Origin of the sequence: Sedimentibacter sp. MB35-C1, from assembly GCF_030913635.1 — a bacterium.
Classification (GTDB): domain Bacteria; phylum Bacillota; class Clostridia; order Tissierellales; family Sedimentibacteraceae; genus Sedimentibacter.
This window is the reverse complement of sequence record NZ_CP133188.1, coordinates 253,254-270,940: the sequence shown is the minus strand read 5'-3', so window position 1 is coordinate 270,940 and position 17,687 is coordinate 253,254. Positions and strand designations below refer to the sequence as shown.

12 protein-coding genes and 2 pseudogenes are annotated in these 17,687 nt (G+C 37.4%); all 14 read left to right on the top strand.

The genetic code is table 11. The features are described 5' to 3' along the window. The 14 genes and pseudogenes from grdH to RBQ61_RS01220 all read left to right on the top strand — a co-directional run bounded on the left by grdH (position 1) and on the right by RBQ61_RS01220 (position 17,609). Positions 1-1,305: a betaine reductase selenoprotein B gene (gene grdH / locus RBQ61_RS01285; protein ID WP_308138737.1), complete on the top strand. Its 1,305-nt coding sequence runs from the start codon at positions 1-3 to the stop codon at positions 1,303-1,305. A 41-nt stretch (positions 1,306-1,346) separates the two neighbouring features. After that, positions 1,347-2,831 carry a BCCT family transporter gene (locus tag RBQ61_RS01280; protein WP_308140080.1) on the top strand — a complete coding sequence of 495 codons (1,485 nt, stop codon included), beginning with the start codon at positions 1,347-1,349 and terminating at the stop codon, positions 2,829-2,831. Between the two features lie 476 nt (positions 2,832-3,307). Next, positions 3,308-5,140 carry an NAD(P)-binding protein gene (locus RBQ61_RS01275; RefSeq protein WP_308138736.1) on the top strand — a complete coding sequence of 611 codons (1,833 nt, stop codon included), beginning with the start codon at positions 3,308-3,310 and terminating at the stop codon, positions 5,138-5,140. After that, positions 5,134-6,867: a [FeFe] hydrogenase, group A gene (locus RBQ61_RS01270; RefSeq protein ID WP_308138735.1), complete on the top strand. Its 1,734-nt coding sequence runs from the start codon at positions 5,134-5,136 to the stop codon at positions 6,865-6,867. Before RBQ61_RS01275 ends, RBQ61_RS01270 begins: the two co-directional genes overlap by 7 nt. A 112-nt stretch (positions 6,868-6,979) precedes the next feature. Then, positions 6,980-7,915: a thioredoxin-disulfide reductase gene (gene trxB / locus RBQ61_RS01265; RefSeq protein WP_308137585.1), complete on the top strand. Its 936-nt coding sequence runs from the start codon at positions 6,980-6,982 to the stop codon at positions 7,913-7,915. A 10-nt stretch (positions 7,916-7,925) separates the two neighbouring features. Then, positions 7,926-8,243 (top strand): co-chaperone YbbN, encoded by a 318-nt coding sequence (locus RBQ61_RS01260; RefSeq protein ID WP_308137584.1) that lies wholly within the window; start codon positions 7,926-7,928, stop codon positions 8,241-8,243. A gap of 27 nt (positions 8,244-8,270) precedes the next feature. After that, positions 8,271-8,745: pseudogene (gene grdA / locus RBQ61_RS01255) on the top strand (glycine/sarcosine/betaine reductase complex selenoprotein A). Positions 8,746-8,824: 79 nt separating this feature from the next. Next, a pseudogene (grdC, locus tag RBQ61_RS01250) lies at positions 8,825-10,358 on the top strand (glycine/sarcosine/betaine reductase complex component C subunit beta). A 12-nt stretch (positions 10,359-10,370) separates the two neighbouring features. After that, the gene (gene grdD, locus RBQ61_RS01245) at positions 10,371-11,540 is read left to right on the top strand and encodes a glycine/sarcosine/betaine reductase complex component C subunit alpha (protein ID WP_308138734.1); all 1,170 of its coding nucleotides are present in this window, start codon (positions 10,371-10,373) and stop codon (positions 11,538-11,540) included. Between the two features lie 238 nt (positions 11,541-11,778). Then, complete coding sequence (locus RBQ61_RS01240; protein ID WP_308138733.1) at positions 11,779-12,651, top strand: hypothetical protein; 873 nt, start codon at positions 11,779-11,781, stop codon at positions 12,649-12,651. A gap of 54 nt (positions 12,652-12,705) precedes the next feature. Continuing rightward, positions 12,706-13,236 carry a TIGR04104 family putative zinc finger protein gene (locus tag RBQ61_RS01235; protein WP_308138732.1) on the top strand — a complete coding sequence of 177 codons (531 nt, stop codon included), beginning with the start codon at positions 12,706-12,708 and terminating at the stop codon, positions 13,234-13,236. 232 nt (positions 13,237-13,468) lie between these two features. Further along, positions 13,469-14,578, top strand: a complete 1,110-nt coding sequence (locus RBQ61_RS01230; RefSeq protein ID WP_308138731.1) for a sensor domain-containing diguanylate cyclase — start codon at positions 13,469-13,471, stop codon at positions 14,576-14,578. A 181-nt stretch (positions 14,579-14,759) separates the two neighbouring features. Then, the gene (locus RBQ61_RS01225; protein ID WP_308138730.1) at positions 14,760-16,301 is read left to right on the top strand and encodes an alkaline phosphatase; all 1,542 of its coding nucleotides are present in this window, start codon (positions 14,760-14,762) and stop codon (positions 16,299-16,301) included. A 156-nt stretch (positions 16,302-16,457) separates the two neighbouring features. Then, on the top strand, positions 16,458-17,609 hold the full coding sequence (locus RBQ61_RS01220) for a YibE/F family protein (protein WP_308140079.1): 1,152 nt from the start codon (positions 16,458-16,460) through the stop codon (positions 17,607-17,609). Positions 17,610-17,687: the final 78 nt, after the last annotated feature.

Sequence of the window (17,687 nt, the reverse complement as noted above, 5' to 3'; positions counted from 1 at the left end):
ATGAAAAAAGCGATTTTGTACGTTAATCAGTTTTTTGGACAAATAGGCGGTGAAGATAAGGCTGATTTTGCTCCGGAAATCAGAGAAGGAAAAGTAGGGCCTGCTCTTGAGTTCGCTAAAAAATTGGATGCAGAGATTACCCATACAGTCATATGCGGAGACAACTATATGGGAAGTAATACTGAGGATGCAGTTAACACTATATTGGGAATGCTGGAAGGAAAAGAAATAGATATCTTTCTTGCGGGACCTGCATTTCAGGCGGGACGATATGGAGTTGCCTGTGGAACCATATGTAAAGCTGTAAAAGAAAAATACAATGTACCGGTTGTGACATCTATGAACATAGAGAATCCAGGCGTTGAGATGTTTAAAAAAGACATGTATATTATGCAAGGCGGTAATATTGCATCTAAGATGCGTAAAGATGTGGCCGCAATGGTTAAGCTTGCTAATAAAATACTTAATGATGAAGAAATTCAAAGCGCTTCGGAAGAAGGATATTTTGCAAGAGGAATCCGTCGTCAGATGTGGCTTAATGAAGGTACACCTGCTTCTGAAAGAATGATAGATATGCTTCTTAAAAAGTTAAGCGGAGAAAAATTTCAGACAGAACTTCCGATTCCGAAAATGGAACGTGTTCCTATTGCTCCTGCTCTGAAAGATCTGAAAAAGGCAAAGATTGCACTTGTTAATACAGGTGGAATTGTACCTGTGGACAATCCTGACCGTATTCAGTCTGCATCAGCTACACGTTGGGGAAGGTACAATATAGAAGGTATAGATGCATTAAAAGCAGGAGAATACAAAACCATACATGCCGGTTTTGACCCTGCGGCTGCAGATGCAAATCCTAATGTAATAACACCAATCGATGCATTAAAAGTTATGGAGAAAGAAGGAGTGTTTGGAAAACTTCATTCATATTTCTATACTACCGTAGGAACGGGAACAACTCAAGCTGAGGCCATGAGAATGGCAAATGAAATTTTGCCGTATCTGCAAGAGGATAGTGTAGATGCTGTAATACTAGTATCAACCTGAGGCACCTGTACACGTTGCGGTGCAACGATGGTTAAAGAATTTGAAAAGGCCGGATTACCGGTTGTGCATATGTGCAACTTGATTCCGGTGTCGTTGACAGTAGGAGCAAACAGAATTGTTCCAACTATCTCCATACCGTATCCGTTAGGAGATCCAGGTACCTCAAAAGAAGAACAGTGGAAGCTTCGTTATCATAGAACTAAAGTAGCATTGGAAAGTCTTGCTACAGATGTGAGCGAACAAACTGTATTTAAGGTATAAGCGGGTACTGTAATTATGGAAAAGAAGGGAGAAGTGGTTTGATCAAAGAAAAAAATTATGTTTTTTATCTTTCTATGTTGCTTACAGGAGGAATTGCCATATGGGCGGTAGCATTGAATGATAGCTTTGTCTATGTTTCCAATGCTGTATATAATTTCCTTACAATAAAATTTGGATGGCTGTATTTATTGGCTATGCTGTTGTTTGTCATATTTATAATAAGCATTGCTTTTAGCAAGTACGGAAAGCTTCGTCTGGGAGATGATGATTCCAGGCCGGAATATAAGACTTCTTCATGGTTTGCCATGCTTTTTGGAGCAGGCATGGGTGTAGGATTAGTATTCTGGGGAATATCAGAACCGCTTTCTCATTATATTAACCCTATGGGCATGGAAGGTGGAACTGCTGAAGCTGCGTATTTTGCAATAAAGTCTTCATTTTTACACTGGGGAATTCATCCATGGGCTAATTATTCAATAATTGGACTGGCGTTGGCATATTTTCAATTTCGTAAGAAGAAACCTGCACTGATTAGCTCTATATTTGAGCCATTGATTGGCGAGAAGGGAGTTAACGGTGCATTGGGAAAGACGATTGATGTATTTGCAGTGTTCGCTACTGTTGCAGGTGTAACTACATCACTGGGCTTGGGAGTTCTGCAGATTAACAGCGGATTGGAATACATGTTTGGAATTCCATCGACGCTTCTGATACAGATAATTATTATTTCTGTGATTACAGTTGTTTATATATGGACAGCTGTGGCAGGAATAGAAAAAGGTATTAAAATTATATCTGATGTAAATCTGTACATTGCATTTATATTGATGGCTTTGGCCATGGTTGTAGGGCCCAAAGTTGAAATTTTGAATAATTTCACCAATGGGTTGGGACAGTATATCTGCAATATTATTCCTGACAGTCTTATGCTGGTAGTTTACGGAGATAACAGTTGGATTCAGGATTGGAGAATATTCTACTGGGCATGGTGGATTGCATGGGCACCATTTGTAGGAGTCTTTATTGCCAGAATCTCAAAAGGAAGAACTATACGCGAATTCATTGCAGGTGTAGTATTGGCGCCTTCAGTAGGCTCAATCGTATGGTTTGCGATTTTTGGAACATTAGGTATACACCTTGGAGAAGAAGGGATTTTATCCATTGAAGCACTGGAAAAAGTAGCGGCTGTTCCGGAAACAGGATTATTTACAGTGCTTGAAAAATATCCTATGGGTATAGTGCTTTCTGCAGCTGCATTAGTTCTGGTATGTACATTTTTCATAACATCAGCCAATTCAGGCACATTTGTACTTTCAATGCTGACTTCAAACGGCAATTTAAATCCGCCGAACAGTAAAAAGGTACTGTGGGGAATCGTACAATCCTTAATGGCAATAGGGCTGTTAATTGCAGGTGGGCTTAAACCACTTCAAATAATATCAATAGCGGCTGCATTTCCGTTTATATTTGTTATGCTCGCTGCCTGTGTTTCATTGTTAAAGGCATTAAAATCAGAACATGTTTAAATGATTTACGAAATGAACAAAGATGCAATTTGAAAGTGTGGCACCTGTTATAACAGACAAAGAATTATATTTCTTAAGTTATGCATAGAAGAGTTTTTTAGTTTAGAACGTGAAGAAAATTATTTCTCGGTGAGAAATAAAATACCTTGTTTTGTAAAAAAATTTATAAAACATTTATAACCATTACAATGATGAAGCATAAATGATGTTAAAATTTCATAGCAAAATAAAATTATTAAAAATCTTCAATATGGTATATATTTTGCTATACAGATGTTGGTAACCAAGAAATGAGGTATGTAATGAGCAAGGCTTATAATATTTTATAAGCATCGGATATCAGGCAGCTCTTACATCTGAACAAATTGAATGCCATGTAGAAAAGTATTTAACATTTTTTACTTCGCAACCTGTACGGGCATTCTTTTAAATCTTTATGGAGATTAAAAAATATAAATAAGGAAGTGAAGTTAATAATGAGCAGATTAGAAATTGCTTCACCGAGTAAAGCTAAAATTGTAATGGAAGGACTTTATAAGGACTTGGAGCGAAGAATTGAATCCAGTCCCCCTGGACTATGTCCGGTGGATATGTCGAGGGCATTTTTGGAGCTGTGTCATGCTCAGACTTGCGGGAAATGTGTGCCTTGCCGGATTGGTCTTGGTCAGTTAAATCATTTTATTAAAGATGTGTTGGACGGAAATGCGACGATGGAAACTCTTGATATTATGGAGCAGACAGCATTGTCTATCATGGATTCCGCAGATTGTGCCATTGGTTATGAAGCTGCCAACATGGTATACAAAGGGTTGATCGGATACAGAGATGATTACATTGAGCATATAAATAATGGACGTTGTACTTGTACGTATAATCAGCCGGTGCCGTGCGTGTCTCTGTGCCCTGCACATGTAGATATTCCGGGATATGTGGCATTAGTTGGAGAAGGCAGATATGCGGATGCAATTCGCTTGATGCGAAAAGATAATCCATTTCCGACAACATGTTCATATATATGTGAACATCCGTGTGAAGCCAGATGCAGAAGAAATATGGTGGATGATTCTATAAATATACGCGGTTTAAAACGTGTGGCAGCAGATTTTGCCGGGATAGTTAATCCTCCAGCATGTGCGAAGAATACCGGCAAGAAAATTGCAGTGCTTGGCGGCGGACCTGGTGGTTTAAGTGCAGCATATTACCTTCAGTTAATGGGACATAATGTAACTGTATATGAGATGCTCCCAAAACTTGGAGGAATGCTTCGATATGGAATTCCAAATTATCGCCTTCCAAAAGAACGGCTGCAGGAGGACATCGACAATATTTTGAGAACCGGTGTAGAAGTAAGGCATGGCTTGAAAATAGGTCGGGATATAACCATTCAGGAACTGAGAGAACAGTATGACGCAGTATTAATTACCATAGGAGCCAGTACGGACAAGAAACTTGGGCTCAAAGGTGAAGATGCAGATGGTGTACTGTCGGCTGTACAATTCTTGCGAAATGTAGGCAAGAACGAGATTATGGATCTGTCAGGGAAAGAAGTTGCAGTTATCGGCGGCGGCAATGTCTCAATGGATGCAGTCCGTACGGCAAAACGCCTTGGAGCTAAAAAAGTGAGCATAGTATACCGCAGAAGAGTTGCAGATATGACAGCGCTTCCAGGCGAAATAGAAGGAGCAGTTGCAGAAGGTGTAGAAGTGCTTACGCTTAAAGCTCCGGCGTCATTGGATGTGAATGAACATAACCATATTAAAGGGCTTTATGCCACACCGCAGATGGTAAGCGCCATCAAAGACGGTCGCGCAAGCATTAAGCCTACCGGCGAAAAAGATGTTTATATTCCATGTGATGTTTTGATAGTGGCAATAGGCCAAAACATTGAAATCCGTCATTTTGAAGAGTTTGGTATACCTGTGGAGCGGGGAAAAATTGTTACAAAAAGCAGCGGAACTTTTGAAAACTTCCCTGATGTATTTGCGGGAGGCGATTGTGCCAGCGGACCGGCATCTGTAATCAAGGCAATAGCTGCAGCTAAAGTTGTAGCAGCGAACATTGATGCATATTTAGGATATAGGCACGAAATTTCCTGTGATGTAGAAATTCCGGCCGTTAATCTGGATGATCATAGTCCTTGCGGAAGAGTGAATCTGACTGAACGGGAAGCGTGCGAGAGAGTCTGCGATTTTGAAGGCGTAGAGAACTGCATGACAGAAAAAGAAGCTAGACAGGAGGCATCTAGGTGCTTGCGCTGTGATCACTTCGGATATGGAATACTTAAAGGAGGCAGGGAAAGATTATGGTAAATATCACGATTAACGGAAAGAAAATTTTAGTTAAAGAAAATACCACGATTATGAAAGCTGCCGCAGAGAATGAAATTCCAATTCCGAGCCTTTGTTATCTGAAGGGGATTAATGAAATTGGTGCCTGCCGCGTTTGTATGGTTGAACTAGAAGGAAAAGATAAACTTATTACTTCTTGTAATAATGTAGTTGAAGAAGGAATGGTAATTTATACAAATAGCCCTAAGGTGCGAAAACATAGACGTACGACTGTAGAATTAATTTTATCTCAGCACGACTGCCAGTGTGTTACATGTACAAGAAGCGGAAACTGTAGCCTTCAAAAGATAGCCAATGATTTAAATATCCTGAGTATTCCGTTTAAAACTGAACTAGAGATACAAAAATGGAATCAAAATTTCCCACTGATACGCGATTCCAGGAAATGTATTAAATGCATGCGCTGTGTTCAAATATGCGAAAAAGTTCAGGGACTTAATATTTGGGATGTTGAAGGAACGGGCTCCAGGACTACAGTAAATGTTTCTAACAATGGTAAGATAGAAGAATCAAATTGTTCATTGTGCGGTCAATGCATTACCCACTGTCCCGTAGGTGCTCTGAGAGAAAGAGATGATACGGAAAAGATATGGGATGCTATTGCTGATAAGGAAAAGATTGTGGTTGCACAGGTCGCTCCGGCTGTTCGAGCAGCGTGGGGAGAAGAATTGGGACTCGCAACAAAAGAAGCTACTGTAGGAAAGATAATGGATTCCTTAAAGCGTATGGGTGTAGACTATGTATTTGACACAACTTTTTCAGCTGATTTGACAATTATGGAAGAAGGTAATGAATTTATAAAAAGATTTACCGGCGGTGAACTTAAGGACAGACCTATGTTTACTTCCTGCTGTCCGGCATGGATTAGGTTTATAAAGTCTCAGTTTCCGCATTTAGTTAAACAGCTTTCGACGGCAAAATCACCGCAGCAGATGTTTGGAGCTGTAATGAAAACTTACTTTGCAGAACGACTTGGTGTGTCACCGGAAAAGATTTATACAATATCTGTAATGCCTTGCGTAGCAAAAAAAGAAGAGCGCGAGATGGAATTATTCTACGGAGAATATGCAGGCCATGACATTGATACAGTTATTACAACAAGGGAGCTTGTGAAAATGATCCGTTCTGCCCATATAAGACCTGATACTTTACAGGATATTGAAAGTGATCGTCCGATGCAGGAAATTACCGGCGCCGGAGTTATATTTGGAGCAACCGGTGGTGTAATGGAGGCCGCACTCCGATCAGCATATTATCTGATCAAAGGAGAAAACCCTCCTGTAGATGCTTTTAAAGCAGTGAGAAGCCAAGGTTTTAATGATAATGAAGGACTTGCAGAAGCTGATTTTATTGTTGATGACATTAAAGTAAGGACGGCGGTAGTCAGCGGGCTGGGAAATACACGGTCACTGCTTGAAAAAATCGAAAGAGGAGAAGTTCAATACGATTTTGTAGAGGTAATGGCTTGTCCAGGAGGCTGTGTAGGTGGCGGAGGCCAGCCGATTCATGACGGAGAGGAGCTGGCATTTGAACGCGGAAAGAATCTTTATTATCTGGATGAAAATGCAAAATTAAGATTTTCTCATGAAAATTCTGATATACTGAAACTGTATGAAGAGTATTTCAAAGAACCAATGTCCCATAAATCTCATATGCTGCTTCATACAAAACATGAGAAAAGGGAATAGCATCAATGCATTGCTGTGATTAGCTGTCACGAATGATGCAAATAAAGCAATAACTATGTTATACAAATTTGCAGTTGCTTTACAGTAAATTATAATATGTTGGAGGTGTGAAATGAGCAAAGTATATGACGTTTTAATAGTCGGAGCAGGACCGGCGGGATTATCAGCAGGGCTGTATGCCGGAAGAGCAAGACTGAGCACTTTGATAATCGAAAAAGAAAAAGACGGAGGGCAAATAGCGCTCACATCAGAAGTAGAAAACTATCCAGGCTGCCTGGAAGGAGAATCAGGACCTACATTGATTGACAGGATGGCAGAACAGGCAAAACATTTTGGAGCCGAAAAAGTATACGATGAAATAGTAGAAGTAAAACTCGAAGGCAAAGAAAAAGTACTAGTAGGAAAAAAAGGCGAATACGTAGGAAAAACAGTAATAATCGCCGGAGGAGCAACATCCAAACCAATAGGATGCCCTGGAGAGAAAGTATTTACAGGAAAAGGCGTTTCATACTGTGCGACTTGCGACGGAGCATTCTTCGAAGACTTTGAAGTATTCGTTGTAGGAGGCGGAGACACAGCAGTAGAAGAAGCAATGTATCTGACAAAATTCGCAAGAAAAGTATCCATAATACACAGAAGAGACGAATTAAGAGCCGCAAAATCAATACAAGAAAAAGCCAAAGCAAACCCAAAAATTAACTTTATATGGGATTCAGTAGTAAAAGAAATAAAAGGCGACGGCATAGTAGATACAATGGTTTTAGAAAATGTAAAAACCAAAGAAACAACAGAAATAAAAGCCGACGAAGAAGACGGTACATTCGGTATATTCGTATTCATAGGATACGAGCCAAAGACCAAACTGTACGAAGGAATACTTAAATTAGAAAGAGGCTATGTAGAAACCGACGAAAACATGAAAACAAACATAGAAGGCGTATACGCAGCCGGAGATATTAGAGTAAAAAGCCTGAGACAAGTAGTTACGGCAGCCGGAGACGGAGCCATAGCAGCAGTACAGGCAGAAAAATATATAGAATCATTATAGGAGGGAAAGAATGTTAGTACTCGATAAAACCACATTTGAACCAGAAGTATTAAAAGGCGAAGGATACATATTAGTAGACTTTTTCGGAGACGGATGCGCACCATGCGAAGCATTAATGCCCCACGTAGAAGCACTGTCAGAAAAATACGACGGCAAAATAAAATTCACAAAACTAAACACAACAAAAGCAAGAAGAGTAGCAATAGGACAGAAAGTACTTGGCTTACCAGTTATTGCAATCTATAAAGACGGAGAAAAAGTAGAAGAACTCATAAAAGAAGACGCTACACCCGACAATGTAGAAGCAATGATAAAAAAATATATATAACAAAAAAACCAAATAAGGAGGAAAAAAATGAGCTTATTAAAAGGTAAAAAAGTAATAATAATAGGCGACAGAGATGGAATACCAGGACCAGCCATAGAAGAATGCGTAAAAACCGCAGGCGGCGAAACAGTATTTTCATCAACAGAATGCTTCGTCTGAACAAGCGCAGGAGCAATGGATTTGGAAAATCAAAAAAGGGTTAAAGAATTTGCAGAAAAGTACGGTGCAGAGAACCTAGTAGTAGTACTTGGAGCAGCAGAAGGAGAAGCAGCAGGATTAGCTGCAGAAACCGTAACAAACGGAGACCCAACATTTGCAAGGTCCATTGACAGGAGTTCAGTTAGGACTCTCAGTATTCCACGTGTGCGAACCAGAAATAAAAGAAGAAGTAGACGAAGCCGTTTACGACGAGCAAATCAGTATGATGGAAATGGTATTGGATGTTGACGATATAATAAGCGAAATGACACCAATAAGAGAAGACTATTGTAAATATCTTTAATATTTAGTACTTTATATAGACAATCGAATTTATTTGCTTCGCAGAAATGCGAAGCAAATTTTGAATAACGGAGGTTATTATGAACAGTGTAATAAAAGGAGCCAGCTATATATTGGCATTTACTCCTGATATGGTTATCCATAACGGAACAACCCAAACAACTGAAAGAACCGTAAATCCAAACTCAGAATACCTAAAACAAATAAAAGACCACCTGAGAACCTTTGAAGAAGTAGTGAACTATCTTCCAAACCAGACATATATAGGAAACATAACACCAGAAGAACTTGCAGGATACGCACAGCCATGGAACGACAAAAAGCTCGAAAAAGCAGAAAGATGGGGAAAATTCGGAGAAATAATGCCGCAGGACGAATTTATAGTTCTGATGCAGATGTGTGACGTATTCGACCTTGTAAAAATAGAAAACAACTTCTTAGCCGAAACAAAAGCAAAGCTTGAAAAACATCCATTATTTGATGAAGCATTGCTAAGCAGAATCAAGCAGGGAGAAGAAGCAGAAACAATAAAAAAATACGTTGATGAAGAACATTCAGAACCATTATACAACGACGGCAAACTAGTAGGCTGCGTAAAAAGAGCACACGACATAGACGTTAACCTAAGCGCCCATGTAATGATGGAAAACTTAGTATCAAAAGCATCAAACGTACTTGCATTATTAAACCTCACATACAAAAACGACATAAACAAAGAAGAAATAGACTATGTAATAGACTGCTGCAGAAGAAGCATGCGGAGATATGAACCAAAGAGGCGGAGGAAACTTTGCAAAAGCCTGCGCAGAAGTAGCAGGATTTGTAAATGCAACAGGATCAGACACAAGAGGATTCTGTGCAGGACCGACCCATGCGCTGATAGAAGCAGCAGCATTAGTAAAAGCAGGAGTATTCAACAACGTTGTAGTATCCGCCGGCGGATGCACAGCAAAACTTGGAATGAACGGAAAAGACCACATAAAAAAAGGACTTCCGATTTTAGAAGACGTATTAGGCGGCTTTGCCATACTCATAAGCAAAAATGACGGAGTAAGCCCCGAAATAAACCTAGACCTGGTAGGAAAACACACAGTAGGAACAGGATCATCACCACAGGCAGTTATATCATCATTAGTTTCATCCTTAGAAAAAGCAGGCATGAAAATAACAGATGTAGATAAATACTCAGTAGAAATGCAAAACCCAGACATAACAAAACCAGCAGGAGCAGGAGATGTGCCATTGGCAAACTACAAGATGATAGGAGCCCTGGCAGTAAAAATGGGTCACATGGAGAGAAAAGAATTAGCAGAGTTCACAGCTAAACATGGTATGGTTGGCTGGGCACCTACACAAGGACATATACCTTCAGGAGTTCCTTACATAGGATTCTGCAGACAAGATATCATGGACGGAAAAATAAAAAATACTATGATAGTAGGAAAAGGAAGTCTCTTCCTAGGAAGAATGACAAACCTGTTTGACGGCGTATCCTTTATTATTGAAGCAAATAAAGGAGAACAAGAACCGCAGTCAACAATTTCAGAGGAAAAAGTAAAAGGACTTATTGCAGAAGCTCTGAAGAACTTCGCTTCAAATCTATTGGCAGAATAGGAGGGCATTTATATGTCTGAAAAACAAGTAAAACAAATAATAGGCAAAGTGTTCGATCAGCTGGCAGACACACTGATTAGCGGAGAATACGGACAGAAGCCGAAGGTAGCCGTTACTGCCATGGGAAGCGAACACGGTGAAGATAATATTTATTCAGCAGCAGTAAAAGCAGCAAAAAGCGGAATAGATACTACCGTAATCGGATCAAAAGAAGCAGAAGGTGTAAAAACAGCATTTGTAAATACAGAAGACGAAGCACATACAATCATGGAATCACTACTTAATTCCAAAGAAGTAGATGCAGCGGTAACGATGCATTATCCATTCCCCATAGGAGTTTCAACAGTAGGAAGAGTATTAACTCCCGGAAAAGGAAAAGAGATGTTCATAGCAACAACAACAGGAACATCCTCAACCGATAAAGTGGAAGGTATGGTTAAAAATGCTATTTACGGCATAATAACAGCCAAAGCATGCGGGATAAAAAATCCTACAGTAGGTATATTAAATGTTGACGGAGCAAGACAAACAGAAATAGCACTTAAGAAACTTAAAGACCAAGGTTACGACATAAACTTCGCAGCATCGCAAAGAGCAGACGGCGGTGCGGTTATGAGAGGAAATGACCTTCTCACAGGTTCTGCAGACGTCATGGTAATGGATTCGCTGACAGGAAATTTAATGATAAAAATCTTTTCTTCCTATACAACAGGCGGAAGCTACGAATCATTAGGATATGGCTACGGCCCCGGAATAGGAGAAAACTTTGATAAACTGATTCTTATTATTTCAAGAGCTTCAGGTTCGCCGCTGGTTGAAGGAGCAATCAAATTTGCTGCTGAGCTGGTTAAGGGAGGATGCCTTGAAATAGCTAAAAAGGAATTTGAAAAGGCTCACAAGGCCGGCCTGACAGAAATATTAAGCGGGCTTAAATCTTCTAAAAAGCCTGCCGAAGAAGAAATAAAGGCTCCGGAAAAACAAGTGGTAACTTCTCAGATTTCAGGTGTTGAAATAATGGACTTGGAAGATGCCGTTAAGCTTTTATGGAAAAACGGAATTTACGCTGAAAGCGGAATGGGATGTACCGGACCTATAATTTTAGTAAATGATGCAAATATTGATAAGGCAATTGAAATTCTTGCCGAAAATGAGTATATTGCTAAAGAAAAATCTGATTGTTAGACGTGAAAAGATAAATTAGCTTTTATTAATTTTTAAGCTGAAATTTTAATGTAATTAAATATTGTATTAAAAGACTGTAGCAATTTTTGTTTTGCTACAGTCTTTTTTGTTTTAGTCTATATTTTTAAAATTGAATAAAATATCGACAATATTGGTCTATTATGGTAACATCTAAATAAAGATTTAAACCATAAGAAGATATGGGAAAAAATTAAGGAAATGGCTGAGGGGGATCAAAATGGGCAGTTTATTTGGAAAAAACAATGTAAATTCAAGAATAAAGAATTCTTTAAAATATAGAAATCTGCCGCCTGTGGTAACGATAACAGTTTCCATAATTGTTGTTATTCTTGCTGTAATTCTGGTGGCTAATTCGGTGTCTAAACGGGATGAATTGATAAGATATGTAAACAATTATGAAACATATCCTGAATTCATTGAAATAATAGACGGTGAAGATATTGCCAGAATTAACGAAATAATGGGAAATGTACGCTGGACAAAAGAAATTGCAATTCCTGCAGATGAGGGAGACATCAGCTTTTGGACTGAAAGAGAAGGGTTCAAAGAGAGATTTTTTGATTATGATATATGGTTTAATGTACAAACCATTGTATGGGATCCTTCAACAAATAAATATGGATTAATTGAGAACGCTGAGGACATAGATTATTTAAAATATATATTTTCCCATTATTCAGCAACAGATATAAATTATAGCTTAAAAATGGACATTTATACTTTTTTTGATACTCTTATTTCTCCTGAAACATATAAAATAGATATGTTTAACGATCCGGAAAAAGTATATGCTATTTTTGGCAAGTATTGCAATGAAAGAGGATTGAATGTTTTGCTTAAGAACAGAGTTGCGTTTAAAAATCGAAAAGTATTTGAAGAAAACAATATAACGGACTATTTTAATCTAAGAGTGGAATTAATTGGCGAAGAAGCCGACGCAAACTTATTATTCCAAAAATACAGAGTTTCTTATGAATATCAGGATGATAATTTTGATCTGCATGAATTTAATGATTATTATATTATAAATATAAAAGATAATAAAATAGACTATATAAAGCTTGATTTAAATGCTGGCGAAACGCGTTAATTAAGAATTTTATTTTATTGCTAAATTTTATAGCTTTTAAGGGAGAAACCTGGTATGTATAAATGCAGCTTATGCTCGGATAGATTTAAGTACAAAGACGTATTAAAATCAATATGGGTTAAGGGATATGCTCCGATAATATGTACAGTATGCGGCACAAAGCACTACCCAAAAATATCAACAAGGATTGTTATAAGTCTGGCTATGTTTTTGCCTCTGATAGTTATTAATTCGTTGAATTTATTTTTTGACGGATATGTTAAACTGCCGAATTTGTTTATAATTTATTACATCATTTGGACAGCGCTCCTTATATTAATAACGCCGTTTATTGCCGGGTACTATACCAAATCAGCAGATAAAAGCGACGAAACCAAGTCGCTGCTCATATCAAACCTTACTGTTGCGCAAGCAGATGTAATTATTTCAATGCTTGAATCTTATGATGTGCCATATTTTAAAGAAGTCGAAAAATCAGAATCTTTAGAAGTATTTCCGCTAAACAGCAATATAAACATATATATTCCGCCGAAAATGCTGAAAACAGCTAAAGAGCTGATAGATGTAAATAACATTATCCACTGAATTAAATATATAAAATAGTGCAGCAAGATCAATGATAACAGCGGTATTATTTTGGCTGCTGTTTGTGCTTTGTGGCAAGACATAAATAAGTATAAAATTTATTCGTAAAATAATTGAAACCTTGGAACTTAATTATAAATATGTAAATTTTTATAAAAAATTTAACAATATATTTCATATTGTGCTATAATTATAGTAAGCTTATATTTATTATAAATAAATGAGGTGCTATATGCAAGATCGGGAGTTTGTAATTCTTTGGATTCTTTTATTTTCAGCATCTGTTTTTATATACCAATTAATATTGCTGCAAAAATATAAAAAGCTTTTGATCAGATATGAAAACATAAGAAAATTGCTCTTTGAAACCAGCGAGAAAATATCTAAAACAAACGATGAGAATAAAATATATTACATTGTGCTGGATGCTGTGGTCAAGTTAATACCTTATGCAACAAATGGCAGTATTCTTCTTTATGATAATGAGAAAGATAAGTTTGACTATGAAGTGGTTATAGGTTATAGCAATGAGCTTAAAAATATTTCAATACGAAAAGAAGAGGCATTTCTCTATAAGATAAACGGTTTTAAAAAGGCCGCGGTAATATGCAATCCTGAAGAATTTGACAGACTAAATGCGGATAAAGGAACAACGGAAGGGCTCAAAAGAATTGATGCCCTTAATATCAGCTGCACTTTATCTGCTCCCATATATATTGACAGGCATTTAATCGGATTAATAAATATAGATTCTAGTATTCCACATCACAGGTTTACAGAAGAAGACCTTAATTTAATGGAACAAATTAAATGTGAACTGGAAATTTCCATTAAAAATGCACTAGCTCAGAATAAGCTAAAGCATCTGGCCAATTATGACGAACTTACAGGACTTATTAACAGGAGAAAGCTTATAAAGGAATTTGATGGAGAATTAAATGGTAAAGACAATTGTTTTCCATTTTGTCTTGTTATGATTGATCTTGATGATTTTAAGCTTATCAATGACAATTACGGGCATTACTACGGAGATATGATATTGAAGAATTTTTCTTCCAGACTCAGAAACTTTGCGGATAAATCCAGCATAGTTTCAAGGCTTGCGGGAGATGAATTTGTTATTCTTTTTAAGGGCCATGATTTAGAGATGACCGAAAGAAAAATGAAAGACATAGCTGAAGAGATTATGTCAGAAGAAATTTACGGTATAACAGTGGCATTTAGCTATGGAATTTGTGAAGTAAGCAGTTCTGAAAACATGAATTTTGACGAGGCACTTGCTTTTGCCGATGTTAAAATGTACAGGAATAAAAAAATGAAAGTATTAAATTCACGCATTTAGGCGTGAATTTTTATATGCTGAAAAATGAAAAGCATTTTATGCCGAAGGAACAATGCTTTATACATTTCATAAAACTATTTATGTAAAAATTACCTGATTTTTACTCTGTGAAGCTTTTGATTTTATATTATTTAGCTAATATGTAAGTGAAATATAATAATAATTATAATCGGAGGTTTCAATGAAGAAAATTTTATCTGCTATACTGTGTATAGTAATGGTAGCAGGAATTTTGACAGGCTGTGCAACTGCAAACGCTCAGCAAATATCACAACAGGAAGAACCGGCTGTAAGTCAAAAACTGGCGGCACAATCAAAATCAGCGAAGGCACCTAAGTACATATTTATGTTTATCGGAGACGGTATGAGCTTTGCACAAGTAAATTCGGCTCAGATATATGAGGGAAACAACACAAAAGGAGAAGTAGGTCTTAATTTGGTAAACTTCACTCAGTTTCCCATAGCAGGTATTGCAACTACGCAGGATTCAACATCTTTTGCACCTGACTCGGCTTCTACTGCAACATCACTTGCATGCGGCATCAAAACTCACAGTGGTACAATAGGTCTGGAGACTGACAAGACTACTGTTGCACCTATTATTACTGAACTTTTGAAAAAACAAAAAAATATGAAAATAGGAGTTATATCAAACGTAACTTTAAACCATGCTACTCCTGCAGCTTATTATGCTCATGCAGCATCAAGAAATAATTACTATGATATAGCTATGCAGATGGCTGATTCTGGATTTGACTTCTTTGGAGGCGGTACTATAAATAAGGCTACAGGTGCCGATAAAGATCAGAAAAATGCATTTGCAGTTTTGGAAGAGAAGGGATACGAAGTAGCAGATACAAAAGAAGAAATTCTTGCTCTTAATAACAAATCAGGAAAAGCATATGCATTAAGTCCTGTTCTTCAAGACAGCGGCGCAATGCCTTATGCGATTGATACTAAAGAAGATGATCTGCAGCTTGCAGATTTTGTTAAAAAGGGAATCGATGTTTTAGATAATAGAAACGGATTTTTCTTAATGACTGAGTCTGGAAAAATTGACTGGGCCGCTCATGCAAATGATGCAAAATCAGTAATTACAGATGTTTTAGCGTTCGAGGATGCTATTCAGGTTGCTTTAGATTTTGCTGAAAAGCATCCGTCAGAAACACTTATTATAGTTACAGGGGATCATGAAACAGGAGGTATGTCAATAGGATATGCTGCAACAGGATACAATACGGCATTTGATATACTTGATCAGCAAAAAATGTCTTACGTTGCATTTAATGAACTGATAAGCAGTATGAAAGAAGAAAGTGATGATTTGAAATTTGAAGATGTTATGCCTGTTATTACTGAAAATTTTGGCCTTGTTGCTCCAAACGGAATTGACGAAGAATCTTTGGGACAAGATGTAAATCCTTTAGAAATGACGGAGAGCGAATATAAAAAATTGCAGCAGGGTTTCGAGGAATCTATGAAGGAAGAAAAAAGCGACAGTGATGATGCGTATTTGTTATACGGTGGATATAATCCGCTGTCAGTTACACTTACTCATATTATAAATAATAAAGCAGGTATAGGCTGGACTTCTTATTCTCATACAGGAGTTCCTGTGGCAGTATATGCAGTGGGAGCTGGAGCTGAAAAATTTAGCGGATCGTATGATAATACCGATGTGTTTGAAAAGTTAGCAGAAGTTACAAAAATTAATACAAAATAAATATAATCGCGTTATCATTCAGGCAGCCAATCATTGCGTCTGTTCAGATATGTTGAGGTTGGTTGCTTTGATGACTTAGTTAATGAAACAGACCGGGTGTCCGGTCTGTTTGTATATCTAAATAATTTTGCACTGCATTACAGCTGAAAGGATGATATTTTGATAAATGTAAACAAAAAAGAAATTATATATGTCTTGGTAGTTATTGCTTTTATAATAATTTTAAGCACTATTCAAACTGGATTTGATAAACAAATTTATTTTAATTCAGAAGGTGTAAGAGCTAAAGTAATTTCAGCTGACAATTCAACAATACACAGCATAGGGCTTGTCAATCAGGGAGAGCAGAGATGCTTGATAGAAATTGAAACAGGAAGCCACAAGGGAAGCAGGATTGAAGCTGTAAACTTATTTACTGGAAAATATGAATTTGATAAAGTTTTTGAAAAAGATGATAAGGCGTGGGTTCTTTTGGAGTTTGATGACAAAAATAACATAGCCTATGCTAATATGGTAGATCATTACAGGATTAACAAGGAAATAGTCCTCGCAGGATTATTTGCTGCGGCAATTATAATTTTCTCGGGATTTACAGGAGTGAGGACTTTATTATCATTTGCTTTAGCGATGCTCAGCATATGGAAAATTTTAATTCCATGTATGCTGAACGGATATAACCCGCTTATCGTGGGGCTTATCGTTGGAAATATATTAACAATTACAACTTTGTTGTTGGTGGCAGGATTTACCCGAAAGGCATATGCAGCTATAATAAGCTCAATGCTGTGCTCGTTTTTAACTGCTTTGATGGCTGTTTTCTTTACCGGCTATTTTAAAATTGACGGTACGGTTATGCAATGGTCTGAATCATTATTATATTCAGGCTTTATGTCACTAAATTTAACGGCGATATTTCAAGCGGGAATTTATCTGGCATGTTCGGGAGCAGTTCTTGATTTGGCAATAGATATATCCTCCGCTTTAGAGGAGATTGCTTTAAGCAATCCTGAGGTTTCAAACGCAAGTTTGATAAAATCTGGCCTAAACATTGGAAAGTCAGTTGTGGGAAGTCAGACTACTACATTGCTTCTGGCTTATATGGGAAGTTATATTTCGGTAATGATGGTTTATATGGCGCAGGGAACTCCGATGCTTAACATTTTAAACTCTAAATCTATAAGTGCGGAAATAGTTCATACTTTTGTAGGATGCTTGGGTCTTGTATTAGTATCCCCATTGACATCACTAATTTGTGGATTAATTTATGAAAATGGGAAGGAAGCTGTGGATAAAAACTTACAGGTTTAAAATTCTTTAATTAAGTGTAGCAGCATGGTAGCTGTACAGCAATTTTTTATTGCCATATTTTATATTTAGGTTATAATT